This window comes from Pseudovibrio sp. Alg231-02, from assembly GCF_900143565.1.
Lineage (GTDB): Bacteria > Pseudomonadota > Alphaproteobacteria > Rhizobiales > Stappiaceae > Pseudovibrio.
The window spans coordinates 321,503-340,745 of sequence record NZ_FREX01000002.1 but is presented as its reverse complement, the minus strand read 5'-3'; the positions used below and the strand labels follow the sequence as shown (position 1 = coordinate 340,745).

Sequence of the window (19,243 nt, the reverse complement as noted above, 5' to 3'; positions counted from 1 at the left end):
TTTCCCCAAAATCTCCGTGTATTGCCTCATTCAATTCTCCTGTTTAGTTCCGGTTCTGATATGAAACCGGAATTGTTTCTGCGTCATCTGCGAAATCAGGCACTACGCCGAGCATTGGTGCAATTCTGCGGATAACAGATGCAGTGGTTGGCACAGCATTCCACCCTGCGGTGGAATAACGTTGCCCCTCCACTTTTTGCGGCTCATCCAAAACAATCAAAACGAGATACTCAGGATTGGACATCGGGAACGCCGACATAAAGGAGTTCAGATAAACACCTTCAGCATAACGGCCATTCACAACCTTCTGCGCTGTTCCAGTCTTACCGCCAACATCATAACCCGGCACAGCAGCACGCCGCCCGGATCCACGCAGGACATTTTCACGGTTGAGATACCGAAGGATCTCGCTGGTTTCTGGTTTCAGAACCTGTTGAGCAAGCTTGTCAGCGTCTTCCTCACTGCGAGGTAGGAACGTTGGTTCAAGATACTTGCCGCCATTGACCAGAGTTGCACCCGCAACAGCCATCTGCAGCGGCGTTACACCCAAACCATGACCAAAAGAGATCGTCATTGCAGCAAGATCATTCCACTTCGGTGGAAGCAGAGGCCGCGCAACGCCAGGAATCTCGGTCGTCATTTTCTGGGTCAGGCCAACCTTCTTCAGGAACGCCTTTTGCTCCTCAATGCCCGCTTTCTGCATGACTTTGATGGTGCCGATATTGGAGGAGTAAATGAAAACTTCAGGCACGGACAAAACACGGCGTTTCCCGTGGAAGTCATCGATCTTCTGACCTGCAACACGGATAGGCTTGGTAGCGTCAAAGCCGTCTTCCAGCTTCACCTTGCCGCTATCCAGCGCCATCGCAATGGTAATGCCTTTAAAGATGGAGCCCATCTCAAACACACCACCAGTCACCCGGTTCATGCGTGCTTTTTCAAGCGCCTGCTGACGGTTGTTTGGATCAAAGTCCGGCAGCGACGTCATGGCGATCACTTCACCAGTGTCCGCTTTCAGCACCACACCCATGGCCGCTTTGGCCTTGTAGTATTCCATGGAACGGCGCAGCTCATCACGCACCGCATGCTGAACCCGCAGATCAACCGAAAGCTTGACAGGCTCCATGGTCCGATCCTGCGTAAAGCCAAGATCCTGCAGATCCTTCAGCCACGCCTGATCGACATACTTCTCCATACCAGAGAGGCCCTGGTTGTCGACATTCACAGTCCCCAGAATGTGACTGACCGTCTGACCACCTGGATAAAACCGCTTATTGCTCTCACGGAAGCCGACACCCGGCAAACCCAGCGCGTGAATGGCCTGTCGCTGCTCAACCGAGATCTCACGCTTGAGCCACGTAAACAGCGCATTGCTCTCAAGACGCTTCTTGATAGATGGCGTATCCAGCTCCGGCAAAACAGAGATCAGCCCGTCAAAGACTTCATCTGTATCAGGGATCTTGCGCGGCTCAGCATAAAGCGCAGCACTCTTGATATCGGTCGCGAGGATTTCACCATTGCGGTCAACAATATCAGGGCGCGCCTGAGCAACAGAACTCTGTGCAGCAAGGAACCGCTCAGCAGGGTCCCCATCCTGCAAACCAAGCAGGATCAGACGACCGGCAATAGCTCCGTACACAAACACAAAAATAGTCATCGCAAAGAAAATGCGCGAGCGTCCCGGACCACGAAGCCGGATCGCACTTGTGCCATGCTTTTGGTTCACATTAGACCGCCGCAAAAAGGAGCTGTCAGCTTTCCTGGCCACGAGCCCCTCCCTCACTGTACGGATGTAACGCGACTGGCGTAACCGCTCATCGCATCAGCAGAGACTGGCTCCATCAGAACAGGTCTAACCGGCAACGCCTTCAGTGTCGTGATCTGTTCCGCACGCAGTGGCTCAAGCTTCAAAATATCGTTGTAACGATCAACGATACCCTGCAAACGCCCCGGCTGATTAAGCACACTCCACTGGGCTTTGTAGTAACGGATATCGTCTTTTTCCTTAGCAATCTCAGCAGAAAGCTGACGCACCTGATCGGCAAGGTTTTCGTTAGACATCTTGATGTCGTAAACGAGCGCAGCACCAATAACCACCGCAACAATAAAGAACAGATTTACGAAGCGCAGCATAGCTTAGCCTCCTAGACCGTGGAATGAAGCAAGGCGCGGAACGCCTGCCGCATGAATATCTAACTCCCGCGAAGGCGTATCCAACCGCCGTCCAGCTCTCAAACGAGCAGAACGTGCGCGAGGATTATCAGTAATCTCCTCAACGCTGGCATCCTGATTGCCCTTCACGATAAATTCGAAAGTCGGAGGAGGAATATCCATCTCCGGCATATGGCGGGATCCGCCACCGCGGGTCTTGCAGCGATCCGCAAGGAACCGCTTTACAATACGATCTTCCAGACTATGGAACGTCACAACAACCAGACGCCCACCCGGACGCAAAACCCGTTCCGCTGCAGCAAGAGCACCAGCCGCCTGATGCAACTCGCCATTCACATAGATACGTAGCGCCTGAAAGGTCCGCGTTGCCGGATGAATGCTGGCCTTCTTCGGATTACGCTTCACCACCTTCTCGATAACGCGAGCAAGCTCAAGCGTCGTCTCAAAAGGCTTCTCTTCACGCGCCTGACAAATGGCATGGGAAACACTGGAAGCACGCTTTTCTTCGCCAAGCATCCCAATGATGCGCGTCAAGTGCTGGCGCTCCATGGTATTCACCACGTCCGCCGCACTTGGACCATCCTGCTCCATGCGCATATCCAACGGTCCATCGAACCGGAACGAGAAACCACGCTCCGCCTGATCCAACTGCATGGAAGACACGCCAAGATCCATCACCACGCCGTCAACAGCATCATAGCCAAGCGTGCGTGCATGGTCTTCAAGATCAACAAACTGCCCATGAACCAGTTGCAAGCGTCCATCGGACTCTTGCTCCAAAACGCGACCGTCACGGATCGCATCTGGATCCCGATCAACGCCAATCACACTGGCTCCAGCCTCAAGAAAAGCCCTGGAGTAACCACCGGCACCGAACGTGCCGTCAATAATCACATCACCCGGCGCGGGGGCCATTGCCTCCCGCACCCGTTCCAGAAGGACTGGAATGTGACGCGCTGGTCCGCCAGCGATACCGGATTTGTCTCCGTCGCCGCCCGTCATCATAGTGCCCCTCCGGCTGTCGTCCCCGGCGCACCGCCGGAAGACAATACTGCAAGCGCCCGCTTCATAGCCTCGTCGCGGTGCTTGGAGAACCTTGTCGGTTCCCAAATCTGAAACTTAAACCCCTGCCCAACAAACGTGACTTCGCCATCAATGCCGGTGTGGTTGCGGATCATCTCAGAAAGAACAATCCGGCCATCCCGATCAATTTTCAGGGTTTCACTTGCGCCGTAAAGCGCCGTGGACAGAGCGTCGTACTCCATTGAGAGCGTTGAAAACGCATCAAGTCGTTTCTGGATTTCCGCTGTAAGTCCGTTACCGCCTGCATCAACCGCCTCCTGAAAAGGAGATGGGAAACAGTAGAGTCCCTCAAAGCCGTCTTTCGCCAACGCCGCACGAAAGGGTGCAGGGATCGATACACGACCCTTTGCATCCACCCGATTGGTGAAGTGCGAAACAAAACCAGCCATTGGTCCCCTCTTTAATGAGCCAGATCTTCTTGATCTGTCAGCGGCACATCAAACAACTCTCCACTCCTTGGAGAGCCAGCGCTCAAATCAGGCAAAAACAACAAGATTACTGAAGTACAAACCGGAATATCCCGGGAGCCTATGGGATACCATGGGATAGCATGGGACGTCAATGAACCCACCAGCCCAAACCGAAAAGAATGCCCCTTAACATCTGCTAGTTATCACCAATTATGGTAAACGAAGTATTGATAGGAGTTTACGCAGGGATTTCTGCGAGTTACACGCATCCAAAATACGATTACAACCAGAAGTACTCACAGTTTTTACAGAGGTCGAAGAAAGAATTTCGCCGATTGGCTCTAGTGATTTTAACCTATTAGCCTTGGCTAAGCCCCGGTTTTCCCATGCCGGACCATGAAATTCCATGCCCATTCTGAGGACGGTGGGGCAGTTTCCCATACCTACCCAAGATTGTCCTGAGTCGATAAATCCCACTGGGAAGGCACGTCACACACTGCGATCACAATTGGTTTTACTGGTTACTTTGATCGCTCAAACAAAGGAGGCCGGCAGCACTGCCGACCCCATATCTCATCACAGGGAGAAAGCCTCCCGTTATCTGGCGAGACCCAACCCAACCAGATAGTCTGCGCCTTTACGCAAAGTGGTCTCATCCATGATCTCAAGGATCAGGCGTGGATTGCTCTTCAGTTTTGCCAGTTCTGCAAACAAAGGCTCCCACGGAATAGAACCCTCACCCGGATTCCAGTGGCGGTCAGCATGGCCATCAATGTCCTGAATGTGCACATGCTGCAAAGCATCACCAGCTGACTTGATGAAGTAATCAACCGGCGGCGCGCCATAACAGGAGTGCATGTAGTGAGCGTGCCCGGTATCAATCGAAAGCGCCAGAGCTCCACTCTCAAAACTCTTCAGGATCTCCAACCGGTAGGACGGGTCCAGATCTTCGATGTTCTCCAACACGATGACACAACCCATGTCCTCCGCCTTGGCAACAACGTCCTTCAGGTTCGCATGGATCATTTCCAGCTTCATCTGACGACCATTGTCATAAAGGTCGAGGTTGTTGTGATCCCAGATCGTGTAAGGACTGTGCAGCACCATCTGGTCTGCACCCATTTTATCGCACAACTCAATACCTTGATCCAGACGCTTGCGAACAGCCTGCTGAAACAGCGGATCAGCGGCAGAAAGGTCCAGATTCCAGAACGGGCCATGCAGACCGAGGCGCCCCTCATGTCCATCCAGAAGCTTCTTTGCTTCTGCGACCAAGTCATCACACCCATTGTCCAGCAAGTTCCAATTATAGAAATCCTGCAGCTCAAGATCCCGAGGCAGCTCCAGCAACCATTCACGATGTTGGGGAAGATGTTTGACGCACATTGCTGCGCCTAAAACCGGCAAATCACTCATGCGGCTATTCCAAGATAAGGCCTCAAAAGGCACTGCTTTCAGTTATGCCTTTGCTCTTACATGTCTTGCATGTCAAAGGCATTACATCGCCTAAAGCTGCTTACCTTGTTCCGGCTCGCTCTCACTGCTTTAAGCGCTCATCCCGCCGCATATAATTTGCGGCAATCAGAGCACCATGACAGTTTCGTTTTGCACGGTCTACGTACTATTCCAGAGCGATCGAGAGCATCAACAAAAAATGCGCTTAACACGTTCAAAAGCTGACGCTCTCGTAAGCTCATCACACTCAGTTTTCCATCCGCACAAACGCCGTTGCCGCCTTACGAACCGAGCGCCAGATAAAGACGAGTAAGCCGATAAGCGCCATGCAGGTCAGCGCAGTAGCCACAATCCGAAACGTCCCGGCAAATCCAACCGCAGCAATCAAAGGAATGCTGACAAAAACAGAGAGGAACTGACCAAGGAAAACAGAGGAAGTCAGAACCCCACCTGCCATACCACGCCGCGAACTCGGAGCCACCTGAAGTGCGATAGCTGGAAAGTTCGGCATCGCAAGCGCATACCCGGCACCCATCGCAGCGGTCCCCAGGAACACGCTCCAGGTTTGTTGAAGGGTCAGCAACATCAGCCCAATCGCCATAAATCCGTAGGCCAGCGTAAATGCCCCACTGTAGCCAACACGCGCTTTAATCCGCCCGTAAAGCAGAGCTGCCGTGCCACCAGTCAGCATCAACGCACCCAGCGCAGCACCTGTCATAGTCGCACTGTCATACCCTTGAGCATCCAGAAAGAACGGCAGCTGTGTCGGCATAAGGAAGAAGATCATATTAGTCAGCATTTGTAGTAAAGCCAATGCCGCCAACAGCCAGACCCAGGCCGGAGACCCGTCGTCTTCTGCACTTGCAGCCTTCTTTGCAGCTGCAGAGTGCTTCACCGGTTCGCTGAGATAACGCCACAAAAACGGCACCATGAGCAACGCAAGCCCATAAATCGCAAACGGCAAACGCGGAGAAGTAACAGCCAACAAGCCAGCCATTGAGATAAAGAGAAAACCGCCAAAGTTACGAGCCGACGTCTGTAGCCCCATCAGCGAGCTGCGCTGGTTGCCGACAAAGTAGTCACCGATCAAAGCTGTTTGCGCCGTCATCACCATGGCAACTGCAATGCCAAGACCCAACCGGCTCATCAATATACTCGTCAGGTCCGGCAGGATCATGCCGGCACTTCCCATCACAGCAAACAGCAAGACACCCGTAAGCAACAGTGCCCGCCGACCATAGCGATCTGCGATCACTCCAGCCAGCGGGGCACAGATAACAACAGTCAGCGAAGGCGTTGAGACCAGAAGCCGAGACAACCAAAGAACATTTGGATCATCCCGGAACATCTCCTCCAATCCAGCAAGAGCAGGACTGATCGTCGCGTTCGCCATGACTGTTAAAGTAGCCGCCATTAAAAGAGCAATCGCTCTGGGGTCTTTCCAGACCTGTTGTTCGGGCTCCACGTGCACTTGTTTCATTTGCTTATCCTCTTGCAAAATTACCCTGTTGAGATCAGGATACGACTTCAAGCCAACTTGAGGTCAAGTATGAAACTGCTAGATATTGGAGAGATCACCGAACGCTCAGGCGTAAAGCCCTCCACACTGCGATATTATGAGGAAGTCGGGCTCATTCAGTCCATAACGCGGCATGGTCTCCGACGTCAGTACGAGCCGCAAATTCTGACGAAACTCTCTCTGATTACACTCGCCAAGGCTGGTGGATTTTCACTGACAGAGATTGCAGGCATGTTTTCTGAAAAGGGTCAGCTCCAGATCCCGCGAGAGCAGATCCGTGAACGTGCCGATCTGATTGATGAGCAAATCAAGGAACTCACAGCCCTGCGCAATGTCCTGCACCACGTGGCCGACTGCCCTGCCCCAAGCCATATGGAGTGCCCTTCCTTCCAACGCATGCTCAAGGCATCGGACAGGCGGAAACCAGCAAAGAAAAAACCGCCGACCAAGTAGCCGACGGTTTCATATTCTCATAAAGCGGTTTGTAGGAGCCTCTTACTTCGCAGCGCGCTCAACAAGCTTAAGGCACACCTGCATCGCACATGCCATGTCCTGCACGCTGATCCATTCCAGCGGCCCATGGATTTCCTGCATGCCGGTGAAGATGTTCGGACAGGATGTCCCCTTCGCGGTCAGCACAGACCCATCGGTTCCACCACGGATCGGCTTGGAAGAAACGCTCAAGCCCATGTCCTCATAAGCTGCTTTAGCAAGCTCAACTGGGGTCATATCATCACGCAGCCAATGGTGCATGTTGCGATACTGTTCTTTGACCTCACAAGAGATGGAAGCACGCGGCTCAGTAGCCTGAACTGCAGCACATACCTGCTCCAGCAGATCAGCTTTCGCTTCAAGGCCTTCCAGCTCAAAATCACGCAGCACAAAATGCAGCTCCGCTTCAGCTGCATTCCCCACCATGTCGGCAATAAAGATAAAGCCATCACGACCATCAGTGGTCTCAGGTGTCATCGTCGCATGCGGCAGCATGGTGATGATCTTGCCCGCCAGATGCAACGCATTGACCAGCTTATCCTTCGCATAACCAGGATGCACAGAAACACCAGTGATCTTTACCGTCGCACCATCAGCACAGAAGTTCTCATAGTTCAGCTCGCCCACTTTGCCGCCATCCAGCGTGTAAGCAAAATCCGCACCCAGAGCGCCTGGCAACTTGTCATGCACACCGCGCCCGATTTCTTCATCCGGCGTAAACGCAATACGAAGCTTGCCATGAGGGATCTGAAGGTTTGCAAGCAAATGACGTGCAAGACACATGATGATAGCAACACCGGCCTTGTCATCCGCACCCAGCAACGTACTTCCACTGGCGGTGATAATGTCATCACCGATTTTCTCACCAAGATAACGGGAGTTCTCAGGAGACAGGGACAGCTCAGAGGCATCCGGGAAGGAAATTGCAGAACCATCATAAGCACGATGAACGCGCGGCTTCACACCCTCAGCATGGTAGGCAGGAGCAGTATCCACGTGCGCCAGCAGGCCAATCACAGGCGCATCAGTCTGGATAGTCGCAGGAATAGTGGCAAGAACAACGCCGTACTCAGTCAGCTCAACGTCACTGGCACCAATCTCCATCAGCTCAGCACGCAGCACCTTTTGTACATCAAGCTGGATCTGAGAGCTTGGGGACTCCGGGCACGTCTCATCGCTCTGGCTATCAATAGCCGCATAGCGAACGAGGCGCTCTTCCAGTTCCTGATCAAATTCTGTTCTCATAGAAGATCTCCTTGCAGTTACCTTCTATCTGCGCGAAGCCCCCTCAACTTTCAAGTTGGAACACTGCCATAAGAGCAAAAGCAAACCACTTTTACCGCACCTCACTCGCAATTTTTCCCGCAAACCCAAAAAGAACGAAGCCCGATAAAACACGGAACCGGCGATACCGCGCCTGAGTGATAAAGCGCGCCCGCAACAACGAGGCCAACGCAGAATAGCCACTCAAAGACAGAACAGAGATGCTGCAAAATGTTGCAACCAGAATGCTCGCTTGTGGCAGCAACGCCAGCTCAGAGCTCATGACTTGCGGGAACAACGCAACAAAAAACAGGATCGCTTTGGGATTGGTCACCGCCAGCAAAAACGCTTCCCAGAACAGTGTCAGTCCAGAAACAGAAACGCTGACATCTCCTGTCAAATCAATCTCCTCGCGCTTGAAGACAAACTTCAGCCCAAGCCAGACCAGATACCCAACGCCCAACCATCGGAACACGCTCCACAAAATCTCAGAGGTGAGCACAAAACTCACCACACCACCCGCGCAAAATGCACCCGCAATCGCAAGCCCAAGTGTATTGCCGAGAATAGTCGGCAGAACCCGCCCCATCCCCAACTGCGCAGCCCGTCGCACGGTATTAAGGATCGCTGGCCCCGGCGTCACAATATTCGCCGCAGAAATCAGCACAAAAGAAACCCAAACCCAGAAATCCATTTTGTATTCCACTGTATACATAAATCAGATCTTGGGTAATTGATTGCGTTGGAGCAGTCAAGCTTGCAAGACAATACCGGTGTTTTTCTTGGACAGAGGCTTCCTTGCCAGCAAGCAACTTACTTTATTGACCGCGCAACACGAAAACCCAGGTCCTCAACACGAAAGGTTGGGTGACTGCGCCGTCTGTTGGTGACAAGGCAACCCCGTTCATCATCTGCCCAACCACCACCTTTAAACACGCGGTACTCTCCATAAACAGCTGGATCATAAAGATCCCAACACCACTCCCAAACATTGCCCAGCATATCGTAGAGCCCAAACTCATTCGGGTCTTTGCACCCTACTGCCTGCGGAGTTCCAGCTGAGTTTTCGGCAAACCACCCGATATCTTCAAGCGCACCATAGCGCGGTCCTTGAGAACCAGCACGACACGCATACTCCCACTCAGCATCTGTCAGCAGACGATACCCATCGCTTATGGCGCACCGATCAACCAGCCCGTCCCCATGCTCAAGGTAGTAAGGCTTCAGGCCATACCGCTCAGAAAGGCCATTACAAAACCTGACCGCATCAAACCAGCTGACAGAGTCAACGGGCAAATCATCACCAGTAAACTGAGAGGGCCGCTCATCCAGAACAGACGCATACAGCGCCTGTGTAACCAGATATTTCGAAGTATCAAACGACTGAACCTGAGCTGTCCATCGCTCCCTTTTACGATCATCTTTCTGAAGAAGGACACCGGCAGGGATCGTCACCATTTCCGGTATCAAAGTGGAACTCGACTCCCCCAACAGCATTCCAGCATCTCCAACAAACCAATAAGCCCCAACGCGCCGAGTGTGGCACACCAACGAATAGAAGCAAACTTTACGCGCTCCCAACAAGCTTCAGAAAACTATTTTGGCTAATGAATTGAAAGATCATCCCGCTCACAATGATCGGAACATAAACAGACCCATGACGAAGCCTCTTGTTGTGATCACAGGTGCCAGCTCAGGTATCGGCGCAGCCCTTGCAAAAACCTTCAGCGAAGACGGGCACCCTCTGTTGCTCTTGGCAAGACGCACGGAACCCATGATGGCGATGGACCTTCCCAACACGATCTGCAGCAAAGTCGACGTCACAAATCGCGAGCACATGATCAAGGCCATCCGCCATGCCGAGCAAGCTTTAGGCCCGGCAGATGCCATCATCAACAACGCAGGCTGCATGTTCCTGAGCGAGCTAAAAGATCAAAATCCAGAAGATTGGGAGACAATGATCGACGTGAACCTGCGCGGTGTCTTCAACGGCATCCACGCAGTGCTGCCAGCAATGTACCAACGCGGCTCTGGCACCATCATCAACATAGGGTCCATGACTGCTAAGAAGCCCTTCCCCATGCGTGCGGCTTATGGCGCCACCAAAGTCGCTGTCCACGGCCTCAGCGAAGCATTACGACAAGAGGTGGCAGGCCACAACGTCCGTGTCATCACCATCGTACCAGGTCTGGTTGAAACACCACTCCCTTCCAGCACACGCGATGCAAAAATCCGCGAAGACTACGAAGAACAGAAGCGGCAAATCGGTGGTGCACTTGACCCACAAAACGTGGCCGACGCGGCCCTATTTGCCTACAACCAGCCCCAAACCGTAAACATTCGCGAACTGGTCATCACAGCTACACGGCAATCTGGCTGATCATACGACAGCACCGCTAACGGGCTACAATCCGCTCTAAATTTGCCACGCCTTCAAAAGCACTGCCAACAACAGCGGTGTTTTCTTTTTGCCTCAAGCTTTCGATACAGCGTCACTGCATTGTCTCAAGAACTCAAATCACCTAACTTGCTGTGTTGAGGGGGAGTATAGAAATGCAAGAGACCTATGTAAGCGGTATTCTATTGGCCTATGCAGCGTTTGCCATCGGCTTATTTAGTCCCGGCCCCAACATTATGTCGATCATTGGCACATCAATGGCTAACAGCAGGCCCGCCGGCAAATCGCTTGCACTTGGGATTGCCACGGGTTCATTTTTATGGGGCACCCTGACACTACTCGGTCTTACAAGTCTTCTCACAGTCTACGCCTCATTGATGACGATTATTAAGATTGCAGGAGCTTGCTACTTGTTCTGGCTGGCGTTCAAGGCCTTTAGGTCTGCAGGCAGAAGTAAACGACAAGAGCTGAGTTCCATATCATTAGGAAACAATCACTGGGCTTACTACCGGCGAGGTCTAGTAATTCAGATGACAAATCCCAAAGCAGCATTCACTTGGATTGCAGTTATTTCTCTAGCATTGGATCACGCTGCACCATGGTGGGTAGGTCTTTCCGTCATCGCAGGAACATCAATCCTGTCGACTATCGGGCATCTCACATACGCCTATGCATTCTCAACCCAAACCATGATCACCGCCTACCGAAAGGCTCGGAGATGGATCGAAGGACTGCTCGGCAGCTTCTTCACCTTTGCAGGCTACAAGCTACTGACAAGCGATGTATAAAAAAAAATACCAGTCGGCCTGTAAGCCGGGTTTTGTAAGGCACAAGGTGTTACCCTTGTACGCGACGGCAATTCATCTGGGATGCCCATTACTGAACACCTCTAGCGACCCACCCGGGCGGTCAGGTCTGGAAACATGACTGGAAGTAAACTTCCGCGCCGCCCCTATTCGGTCTTGCTCCCGGTGGGGTTTACCATGCCGTTTTTGTTGCCAAAAACGCGGTGGGCTCTTACCCCACCCTTTCACCCTTACCAATGCATGCACTGGCGGTTTGCTTTCTGCGGCACTTTCCCTAAGGTCACCCTCGCCGGACGTTATCCGGCACCGTGTCTCCATGGAGCCCGGACTTTCCTCCACTGCGGCCTTTCGGCACTTGCAGCAGCAACCGTCCGGCCGACTGGTGCATCTGAACTACGGAGCCTAAGGAAAAAGGTCAAGTAAAGAATTACGCTTGCACACGATCTCCGCTCAGTTCCATTGCTTGCTCAAGAGCTTGAACAAAGCCACTCCGCAGCTTCTCATTCGCCTCAGCAAACCCAACAACAAGCCCCTTCTGCGGTGCGCCAAGATAAAATACGGAAAGCGGATTAACCCCAAAACCTTTCTGGTTCATCAGGTCCGCAACAGCCACATCATCGCAGGTCTCCGGCAGATAGAGGCAAGTCTGTAAGCCTCCGGTTGGCATGGAAACACCAACCTGATTGCCAAAACGCTCCCCGATCAACTGGCACAGCGCAACACCGTTTTCATGGTAAGCACTGCGGATCTTGTTCAGATGCGCCCGAAAGTGCCCGCTCTCGATGAAATCAGCAAAGGCCATCTGTACATGCACATTAGCCAGTGCACCCGATGCCCGCTGCGCCAACTCCAATCCCACCACATGCTCTTTAGGAACAACCGCATAAGCAAGCCGAATACCCGGCATGAGCGACTTTGCAGAGGTACCGATATAGATCACAGAGTGTCGATCACTCAGCCCCTGAAGCGCTGCAATCGGCCGCCCTTCAAACAAGAACTCACTGTCGTAATCATCTTCTAAAATCACCGCACCTTTGTCGTGAGCCTGTTTAAGCAACATAAGTCGCTCACTCATCTCCATGCGCCGGCCAGTTGGGTATTGGTGCGAAGGCGTCACATAGATCAAAGAGGCACGTGAAACCTGATCAATCTCAGTTAAAGCCTGCACCTTCAACCCAGCAGCAAAAAAGGCTGATCGCGCACCCAGATATCCCGGTTCCTCAAGCAGTGCCACGTCCCCTTCCTCAGAAAAACACTGGGACATGAGCGAGAGCGCTGATTGTGTCGTCGGAAAGGCGAGAACCTGCTCAGGAGAGCAGACCACACCGCGCTCCTGTGCCAGATACTGCGCCAGTACCCGCTGAAACTCAGGCAAGCCAGAAGTATGCTCGTATCCCAGCGCATTGCCATTGAGCAGCCGCGCTGCGCGCCGCAAACTCCGTGCCCATTGTTCTTTGGGAAACAGCTCTCGCGAAGGTTCACCCGGCTGCATGGAAACGCCCCTTCCCGACGGGCTCGTGTAACGGTGATTACAAGAAAATCGCTTGCCACGCGATGAAAGCGGAGGTGTCGTTTCACGAACAGGACCTGCAACAACAGCCCTTTCAACCTCAGGCAAGGCCACCACTTCAGGCCGTGCACCAGATCGCACGTCCACCAGCCCTTCGGAGCGCAGCAAATCATAGGCCGTGTTCACTGTGTTGCGGGAAACGGAAAGGCTGGTCGCCAACTGACGTGAGCTAGGCAGCCGCTCTCCTTCAGGAACACGCCGCTTCAGAATTGCATCCCGGTACTGCTGATAAATCTGGCTCGACAGCGGAGTGCTGACCTCGCGATTGATCATCACAACATATTCAAACAACTGGCACCCCACAATTAGATTAAGCGGATCTATATGAGGAACCAGTTTTGCAGAGAATACAGATCAGCACAATACTTCTTCGCCCCGCAGCGGGGGTAACGTGCACAATTGAAACAGAAAACCCGGCAAGCAGTCAGAGCACAAACTCAAACCACTTGCCGGGCCAACTGGTCCCATATTGCCGACTTCGCTCAAAACCGGGGACCAGAAACGGTTAAGACAATGACAGCAGAAATGACACTTGAAGCAGCGCCAAGCACCAACACTCGTGAAACCAAGCCACCTAAATTTGCTCGTGTCAGAACAAGTCTGCGCGCGGATTATGATTGGAACACAATCCTCCCAATTCTGGAGAGCTCCCTCGTCGTCCATGTTGGCTTCATGGACGAAGATCGCCCAATGGTCATTCCCATGGCTTTTGCAGTTATGGACCGCACTATCTACATTCACGGCGCGAAAGCAGCGCGGATCGTGAAGAAAATGAGCAAAGACTCCCAAGTCTGTCTCACATTCACACTCATTGACGGCATTGTTGCTGCGCGGTCAGCTTTCCACCATTCCGTCAACTACCGAACCGCCGTCATTCACGGCACAGCCCGCCTTGTCACCGACCATCAGGAAGCATGGGACTCCCTCAAGGCAATCACCGAACACCTTCTGCCTGGCAGATGGGATGAGGTCCGCCCGATGACGGAGAAGGAACAGATCTCAACTGGGGTCATCGCAATCGAGATCGAACACGCCTCAGCAAAAATCCGTCAGGGCGCTCCAGTCGACGATGCGGAGGATTACGCGCTACCCTATTGGGCTGGCGTTGTTCCGGTCACAACGTCACTCGGTCAACCGATTGATGATGGGAAACTACTGGATGGCGTGAAGGTGCCCGCTTCGCCAACAAATGCAGCTCGAAAGTTCGCTTAATTTTCGGGGAATTCACCTAAAATTTTAAGAGTTAGGGTGGTTGACTTTGCCCGGTCAACCACCCTGATATGTCCTTGCAGACAGACTGACCGTCGGTCAGACATTCGTAAAATTCTAAGAAACTTTGAATGGGAACTTACAGTCCCCAGCCCGAATATGCAAGATGCATTTAGCTGCGTGCCATAATATCCTTAACGCGCTTGCAGTATTTGGCACTAATCCGGTTCATACGCTTGGCATAGTGGCCAGCGTTGTATCGCAAAATGGTTCCGCATAGATCTCCGCCAGCACGCTTATAAGCACCAGCCAGATATCGCATGCCCCATTCGATGTTGTTCTCTGGTTTATAAAGAGCTTTGGTCGATCCGCGATAACCCATACCACGTGCGGTAGATGGCTTAATCTGCATGAGACCAACTTCACCGGCACGGCCACGCGCTCTTGCGTTAAAGTTACTTTCCACTTCAACAACAGCCTTCGCAATGTGGTGCGGAACGCCGTGCTTCTTGGCTTTCTGTTCGATCAGCTTAACGTAGCTACCTTTTTTAGTAGCCGCTGCAGCTTCATCGGAGAAGACATTGGTATTCACAACACCGCCGAGCATAACACTTGCAGCAAGAACGGGGATTACTACGTTATTTTTTATTTTTGTAAGGTTCATCTTCATTTCCTGGCAATCATGTTTTGAGCAGGAGTGTTTATCTTCAGAAGATGAGACGAAAATCAGACAAGTCTGATCACGAAAAGTTACAATTTTAATGTTTAAAAACTGGCATAAACCTTAGTTTATGGCACAAAAAGGGCTGATGCAGGGCACATCAGCCTTACTTAAGGAAACTTTTCAGCAAAACAGAGTCATTCCCCTACGTAATCAAATCGTATTCCTATTACGTATTAGACCCTATTTTACTGATATTTCAATGACATCTATCACAATCAGAAGGATTTTAGCTTTTTCAGCAGGCTATGCAGTGTCGCAATGGTCTGCGCATCAGCAATTCCATCGACTTTTGCAGGACGGAAGTGGCGCTGAAACGCCTCAACAGCATATTTGGTCTTCTCATCAAACACGCCACTGACCAACACATCATACCCATAGAGCCCCAGAAGCGACTGTAGAGCTTCAATCGGCTGCCCTTCGTCCCCCTCCTGAAAGAAGCTCGAAGCCTCAAGCACCACCGGCTCAATAAAATGCCCAACACCAGCCTCGGCCAACCGCGCCCATGGAAAATGGCGACCCGGATCCTGTTTACGGGACGGAGCAACATCAGAATGCCCGAGCACCCGCTCTGGTGAAATACTGTTGCGCTCGCAGATATCCTTGGCGAGAGCGATCACAGCTTCAATCTGCACATCAGGATAGCCTTGCGTGCCCTCTTCCTGATCCCCCAGATTGGAAATCTCGATTCCAATGCTGCGGGAGTTAAGGTCATCCTCACCTTTCCAGCTGGAAACACCGGCATGCCAGGCCCGGCGACTTTCCGGCACCATCTGTGTAATCATGCCCAGTTCGTCAACCAGATAGTGGCAGGAAACTTCTGAGCGCGGATCGCACAGCCAGGAAACAGCCTTCTCAGCACTTTCCATCGCCGTGTAATGCAAGATCAGCATATCAACGGCAGGAACGCGACGCTCGTTGTGATTGGGAGATGGACGAAGACGCGCAGGCACTGCGCACTCAGTTTTAACGCTCATATTCCTCGTTCCGCGCAGATCTGCTCATACGCTTTATTCAATGCAACCAGCTTATCGCTGGCGATCTTGACGAACTCTTCAGGGACACCTCGACCAATCAACCGATCAGGATGTGTCTCCCGGACTTGCTTGCGATAGCAGGAGCGCACGTCTTCATCACTCGCCGCCATATCAATGCCGAGAACCAGATAGGGATCTCCATCCCCTCTTATATGACGGGCTTTAATCTGCGAAAAGCCAACGGCATCAATTCCAAAGATTTCGGCAATCCGGCTGAGATAGGCAACTTCTCTCTCATGAATAACGCCATCTGCCTTGGCTATATAAAAGAGGCCATCCAGCACATCCGTACGCGTCGTCTCATCTTCAGCAAACAACACAGAGAGTTTGGAAGCGTAGGTCTCAAAGCCCGCTACGTCCTGCTGAGCCAGTTGGAAGAGGCGTGAAACGTTGCGCTCCTCACCCTCTGGCATCTCAAACAGATCGTAAAATGCGATCACTTCGTCATGGGTCACAACACCATCAGCTTTTGCCATTTTCGCAGACAAGGCAATCATAGCGACTGTAAAGGCAACATTCCGGCGCGCTTCACCAACTGACTGAACAAGCTGCTGCAGCCGGTCAACCAACTGGGCACCACCGGTTTGCAGTGCGCCCACAATCTTGTCAAAGCTGCCCCAAAAATTCATTGGCATCCTGCTCTCTGTTCAATCTGCCTGACAATTTCGCCGGAAAAGACAGCAAAATAATTAGTCACCGCAAATCAGGTTTATACCTAACAAATTATTTATCAATCTGAATAGTTTGTTTCCCTTGGGTTTTATTTGCCCACTGCTATCTATAAGTGCCCATTGCATGATTTCAGTTCAAGCCTCAGTCAAGCTTGACCTCAAAATATCTCCCCGCGAAACATATGGGTAATGTTTTACAGATATATTCGCTATTAATTAAGTACACATACAGGCGACAGCGCCAACTAACTTCTCAGTTGCCTGCTGCCAGCGCACATTATTTCGTGCGTTTCGGGATGGGGATTTCAAGTGGAAACGATACCTCCACATCGTAAATTACTTTACGCCGGCATAGTGTTTGCTGTGATTGGCGCCATTGCCGCAAGCTTTTATGCCATTGATCAAGCGACTTTATATTATTTATTCAAGAGTGAAGCTCAAAAAGAATTCCATACTGCGAACAACATCATCAATTCACACCACCCTTTCGAGGCACCTTCCAATGAAGACACGGGACAAAAGGATTCCTCTTCCCCGTTAAACTTCGGCCTGCGCGGATCCCGCTCTGCCCCAACCACAGAAATCATCTCTTCAAGCTGGAAACTGCCTGCAACCAAAGCCACCGCAGTCAAGCAGGCACTGGTAGAACAGTTTGAAGAGTTCGAACTTCTGGTCGTCAACGCTCCCGGTCGTCCATTGGCTGTCCATCCGCGGAATATGACCAATGACCGCGTCAACGAAATTCTGTCCGATCCCTCTGCTTATGACGCCTGGCATTCTGCACTCAACTCAGGACAGTTGGTGATTTACTCCAACTTCAGCTGGCTTGAATGGCGGATACCAAAATTTGGCGTCGTCATTCCTTATGTAAATGACGAAAACAAAGCGCGTGGCGGCTTTATCTTCACCACCAAACCAACGCTCAACACCGTCGTGTTTATGGACGCAATCGCCTTTGGATCGGCCTTTGCATTCCTTCTGGTGCTCGTTGTGGCAATTGCCTCTATTATGTTCGCCTGGAAAGGACTGCATGATCGCTGGAAAACCTCCAAAACGATCCGCTTCCTCGCACACAACGATCCACTGACTCACTTGCCAAACCGCGCTGTTTTCTCTGACGAGTTAAACAAGGCACTCCGCAAAGCATCCATTACAGCCTCCAATGTCTACGTCATTGCCATCGACGTTGATAAGTTCAAGGAAGTGAACGACAACCACGGCCATGCAGCTGGCGATACATTCCTCCAAATCATCTCGGATCGTTTACGGCTCGTCTTCACTGATCATCTGGTTTCGCGTCTCTCTGGCGATGAGTTTGCAGTGATGATCGAAGGGGAATACACCAGCCACGACATCACCGTGCTCGCCCAGCGCGCCATGGCAACCACCAATTCCAGCTGCGTCATCGACAGCAAAGAAATCCAGATCTCCTTATCTATGGGCATCGCTCAGGCGACTGATGCTGCATGGCGGTCTTCCCGCCTTCTCCATTGCGCTGATCTGGCGCTCTACCGCTCCAAGAACGGTGGCCGCTCCACTTACACCTGGTACGAATCCAGCATGGATGAAGAGCTGGAACGTCGCCGCGAGCTGGAAACAGAGATGATCCGTGCGCTCAAGCTCGACGGCTTCTCAGTCGTGTATCAGGCACAGGTTGGTCTGGCAGACAACAAACTCAAAGCTTTTGAAGCCCTGCTTCGTTGGGTCCATCCGGAAAAAGGCCGTATCTCACCAGAAGTCTTCATCCCAATTGCCGAAGACACAGGCCTTATTGAAGCGCTCGGCGAATATGTGCTCAAAAAGGCTTGCACTGACGCGGCAAGCTGGGCTGACCCAAGCCTGAAAGTCGCCGTCAACTTCTCACCTGCACAGTTCAAGACCGGATTAATCGAGCAAAAGATTTCAGAAGCTCTCGAGGAATCTGGTCTGGCACCAGAGCGCCTTGAGATCGAGATCACCGAAAGCCTCCTGATTGCAGACACAACCAGCGTGGTGAAATCGCTCAAGAAGATCGGCAACATGGGCGTTTCCATCGCCATGGATGACTTCGGCACGGGCTATTCTTCTCTGAGCTACCTTTCTCGCTTCCCGTTCAACAAAATTAAGATCGACCGCAGCTTCATCATGAACATCGGCAAGGATGCCCACACCGACGCAATCGTTGCTGCGATTATTGGTCTTGGCCGTTCACTTGACGTATTAATCACAGCAGAAGGCGTTGAAGAAGAAATGCAGGCCCAAATCCTGCGAGCCGGCGGCTGCGATATCGTTCAAGGTTATTACTTCGGCAAACCATCAAACGTTGATCCGGCCAATCCGCACGCAAATGTCCGCTGCACGCTTGGAACCCAAGAGGCCAAGCAGATTGAAGCTGCCTACGTCGGATAACCTCTCAAATAAGCCTAGCGAGAATAGCAGGATATCTCTCGCTAGGTGC

The 19,243-nt window shown here is 52.1% G+C and carries 18 protein-coding genes and 1 other RNA gene; 5 read left to right on the top strand and 14 right to left on the bottom strand.

What is annotated here, in order from left to right; translation table 11 throughout:
• Nucleotides 1–43: 43 nt before the first annotated feature.
• The 6 genes from DHN43_RS07105 to DHN43_RS07080 all read right to left on the bottom strand — a co-directional run bounded on the left by DHN43_RS07105 (nt 44) and on the right by DHN43_RS07080 (nt 6,600).
• Entirely contained in the window at nt 44–1,768 is a 1,725-nt protein-coding gene (locus tag DHN43_RS07105; RefSeq protein ID WP_063319479.1) for a peptidoglycan D,D-transpeptidase FtsI family protein, read from the bottom strand.
• An 11-nt stretch (nt 1,769–1,779) separates the two neighbouring features.
• Nucleotides 1,780–2,133: a cell division protein FtsL gene (gene ftsL / locus DHN43_RS07100; protein WP_057465722.1), complete on the bottom strand. Its 354-nt coding sequence runs from the start codon at nt 2,131–2,133 to the stop codon at nt 1,780–1,782.
• A 3-nt stretch (nt 2,134–2,136) separates the two neighbouring features.
• A complete protein-coding gene (gene rsmH, locus DHN43_RS07095; RefSeq protein WP_208995123.1) occupies nt 2,137–3,174 on the bottom strand; it encodes a 16S rRNA (cytosine(1402)-N(4))-methyltransferase RsmH in 1,038 nt (345 codons plus the stop codon).
• Nucleotides 3,174–3,644: a division/cell wall cluster transcriptional repressor MraZ gene (locus DHN43_RS07090; protein ID WP_108818175.1), complete on the bottom strand. Its 471-nt coding sequence runs from the start codon at nt 3,642–3,644 to the stop codon at nt 3,174–3,176. The genes rsmH and DHN43_RS07090 overlap by 1 nt, the downstream gene beginning before the upstream one ends.
• Before the next feature lie 618 nt (nt 3,645–4,262).
• Complete coding sequence (locus DHN43_RS07085) at nt 4,263–5,081, bottom strand: sugar phosphate isomerase/epimerase family protein (RefSeq protein WP_108818174.1); 819 nt, start codon at nt 5,079–5,081, stop codon at nt 4,263–4,265.
• 286 nt (nt 5,082–5,367) lie between these two features.
• Entirely contained in the window at nt 5,368–6,600 is a 1,233-nt protein-coding gene (locus DHN43_RS07080; RefSeq protein WP_108818173.1) for an MFS transporter, read from the bottom strand.
• Nucleotides 6,601–6,669: 69 nt separating this feature from the next.
• Here DHN43_RS07080 and DHN43_RS07075 point away from each other — a divergent pair, with 69 nt between their 5' ends.
• Nucleotides 6,670–7,092 carry a helix-turn-helix domain-containing protein gene (locus DHN43_RS07075; RefSeq protein WP_108818172.1) on the top strand — a complete coding sequence of 141 codons (423 nt, stop codon included), beginning with the start codon at nt 6,670–6,672 and terminating at the stop codon, nt 7,090–7,092.
• A gap of 42 nt (nt 7,093–7,134) precedes the next feature.
• Here the strand turns inward: DHN43_RS07075 and pepT are convergent, their stop codons facing one another.
• The 3 genes from pepT to DHN43_RS07060 form a co-directional block, all read right to left on the bottom strand.
• Complete coding sequence (gene pepT / locus DHN43_RS07070; protein ID WP_108818171.1) at nt 7,135–8,376, bottom strand: peptidase T; 1,242 nt, start codon at nt 8,374–8,376, stop codon at nt 7,135–7,137.
• Between the two features lie 91 nt (nt 8,377–8,467).
• Nucleotides 8,468–9,088, bottom strand: a complete 621-nt coding sequence (locus DHN43_RS07065) for a LysE family translocator (protein ID WP_208994995.1) — start codon at nt 9,086–9,088, stop codon at nt 8,468–8,470.
• Between the two features lie 119 nt (nt 9,089–9,207).
• Complete coding sequence (locus DHN43_RS07060; RefSeq protein WP_199914784.1) at nt 9,208–9,891, bottom strand: formylglycine-generating enzyme family protein; 684 nt, start codon at nt 9,889–9,891, stop codon at nt 9,208–9,210.
• A gap of 160 nt (nt 9,892–10,051) precedes the next feature.
• Here DHN43_RS07060 and DHN43_RS07055 point away from each other — a divergent pair, with 160 nt between their 5' ends.
• Nucleotides 10,052–10,774 carry an SDR family oxidoreductase gene (locus DHN43_RS07055; RefSeq protein ID WP_108818168.1) on the top strand — a complete coding sequence of 241 codons (723 nt, stop codon included), beginning with the start codon at nt 10,052–10,054 and terminating at the stop codon, nt 10,772–10,774.
• 173 nt (nt 10,775–10,947) lie between these two features.
• Nucleotides 10,948–11,580: a LysE family translocator gene (locus DHN43_RS07050; RefSeq protein ID WP_108818167.1), complete on the top strand. Its 633-nt coding sequence runs from the start codon at nt 10,948–10,950 to the stop codon at nt 11,578–11,580.
• Between the two features lie 5 nt (nt 11,581–11,585).
• Here DHN43_RS07050 and rnpB read toward each other — a convergent pair.
• Nucleotides 11,586–11,981, bottom strand: an RNA gene (rnpB, locus tag DHN43_RS07045) — RNase P RNA component class A.
• A 44-nt stretch (nt 11,982–12,025) separates the two neighbouring features.
• Entirely contained in the window at nt 12,026–13,459 is a 1,434-nt protein-coding gene (gene pdxR, locus DHN43_RS07040; protein ID WP_208994993.1) for a MocR-like pyridoxine biosynthesis transcription factor PdxR, read from the bottom strand.
• A gap of 222 nt (nt 13,460–13,681) precedes the next feature.
• Here pdxR and DHN43_RS07035 point away from each other — a divergent pair, with 222 nt between their 5' ends.
• Nucleotides 13,682–14,380, top strand: coding sequence for a pyridoxamine 5'-phosphate oxidase family protein (locus tag DHN43_RS07035; protein ID WP_108818166.1), 699 nt, complete (start codon nt 13,682–13,684; stop codon nt 14,378–14,380).
• Nucleotides 14,381–14,549: 169 nt separating this feature from the next.
• Here DHN43_RS07035 and DHN43_RS07030 read toward each other — a convergent pair whose 3' ends face one another.
• The 3 genes from DHN43_RS07030 to DHN43_RS07020 all read right to left on the bottom strand — a co-directional run bounded on the left by DHN43_RS07030 (nt 14,550) and on the right by DHN43_RS07020 (nt 16,764).
• Nucleotides 14,550–15,047 carry a lytic transglycosylase domain-containing protein gene (locus tag DHN43_RS07030; protein WP_057465711.1) on the bottom strand — a complete coding sequence of 166 codons (498 nt, stop codon included), beginning with the start codon at nt 15,045–15,047 and terminating at the stop codon, nt 14,550–14,552.
• Between the two features lie 269 nt (nt 15,048–15,316).
• Nucleotides 15,317–16,075 (bottom strand): peptidoglycan recognition protein family protein, encoded by a 759-nt coding sequence (locus tag DHN43_RS07025; protein ID WP_108818165.1) that lies wholly within the window; start codon nt 16,073–16,075, stop codon nt 15,317–15,319.
• Complete coding sequence (locus DHN43_RS07020; RefSeq protein WP_063303388.1) at nt 16,072–16,764, bottom strand: J domain-containing protein; 693 nt, start codon at nt 16,762–16,764, stop codon at nt 16,072–16,074. The genes DHN43_RS07025 and DHN43_RS07020 overlap by 4 nt, the downstream gene beginning before the upstream one ends.
• A 351-nt stretch (nt 16,765–17,115) precedes the next feature.
• Here DHN43_RS07020 and DHN43_RS07015 point away from each other — a divergent pair, with 351 nt between their 5' ends.
• Entirely contained in the window at nt 17,116–19,194 is a 2,079-nt protein-coding gene (locus tag DHN43_RS07015) for a putative bifunctional diguanylate cyclase/phosphodiesterase (protein ID WP_208994991.1), read from the top strand.
• Nucleotides 19,195–19,243: the final 49 nt, after the last annotated feature.

Coding starts and splice junctions, on each gene's coding strand:
- DHN43_RS07055 (WP_108818168.1), top strand. CDS start 10,052: ATGACGAAGCCTCTTGTTGTGATCACAGGTGCCAGCTCAGGTATCGGC.
- DHN43_RS07060 (WP_199914784.1), bottom strand. CDS start 9,891: ATGCTGTTGGGGGAGTCGAGTTCCACTTTGATACCGGAAATGGTGACG.
- DHN43_RS07030 (WP_057465711.1), bottom strand. CDS start 15,047: ATGAAGATGAACCTTACAAAAATAAAAAATAACGTAGTAATCCCCGTT.
- rsmH (WP_208995123.1), bottom strand. CDS start 3,174: ATGACGGGCGGCGACGGAGACAAATCCGGTATCGCTGGCGGACCAGCG.
- ftsL (WP_057465722.1), bottom strand. CDS start 2,133: ATGCTGCGCTTCGTAAATCTGTTCTTTATTGTTGCGGTGGTTATTGGT.
- DHN43_RS07065 (WP_208994995.1), bottom strand. CDS start 9,088: ATGGATTTCTGGGTTTGGGTTTCTTTTGTGCTGATTTCTGCGGCGAAT.
- DHN43_RS07080 (WP_108818173.1), bottom strand. CDS start 6,600: ATGAAACAAGTGCACGTGGAGCCCGAACAACAGGTCTGGAAAGACCCC.
- DHN43_RS07050 (WP_108818167.1), top strand. CDS start 10,948: ATGCAAGAGACCTATGTAAGCGGTATTCTATTGGCCTATGCAGCGTTT.
- DHN43_RS07035 (WP_108818166.1), top strand. CDS start 13,682: ATGACAGCAGAAATGACACTTGAAGCAGCGCCAAGCACCAACACTCGT.
- DHN43_RS07020 (WP_063303388.1), bottom strand. CDS start 16,764: ATGAATTTTTGGGGCAGCTTTGACAAGATTGTGGGCGCACTGCAAACC.
- pepT (WP_108818171.1), bottom strand. CDS start 8,376: ATGAGAACAGAATTTGATCAGGAACTGGAAGAGCGCCTCGTTCGCTAT.
- DHN43_RS07090 (WP_108818175.1), bottom strand. CDS start 3,644: ATGGCTGGTTTTGTTTCGCACTTCACCAATCGGGTGGATGCAAAGGGT.
- DHN43_RS07025 (WP_108818165.1), bottom strand. CDS start 16,075: ATGAGCGTTAAAACTGAGTGCGCAGTGCCTGCGCGTCTTCGTCCATCT.
- DHN43_RS07085 (WP_108818174.1), bottom strand. CDS start 5,081: ATGAGTGATTTGCCGGTTTTAGGCGCAGCAATGTGCGTCAAACATCTT.
- DHN43_RS07075 (WP_108818172.1), top strand. CDS start 6,670: ATGAAACTGCTAGATATTGGAGAGATCACCGAACGCTCAGGCGTAAAG.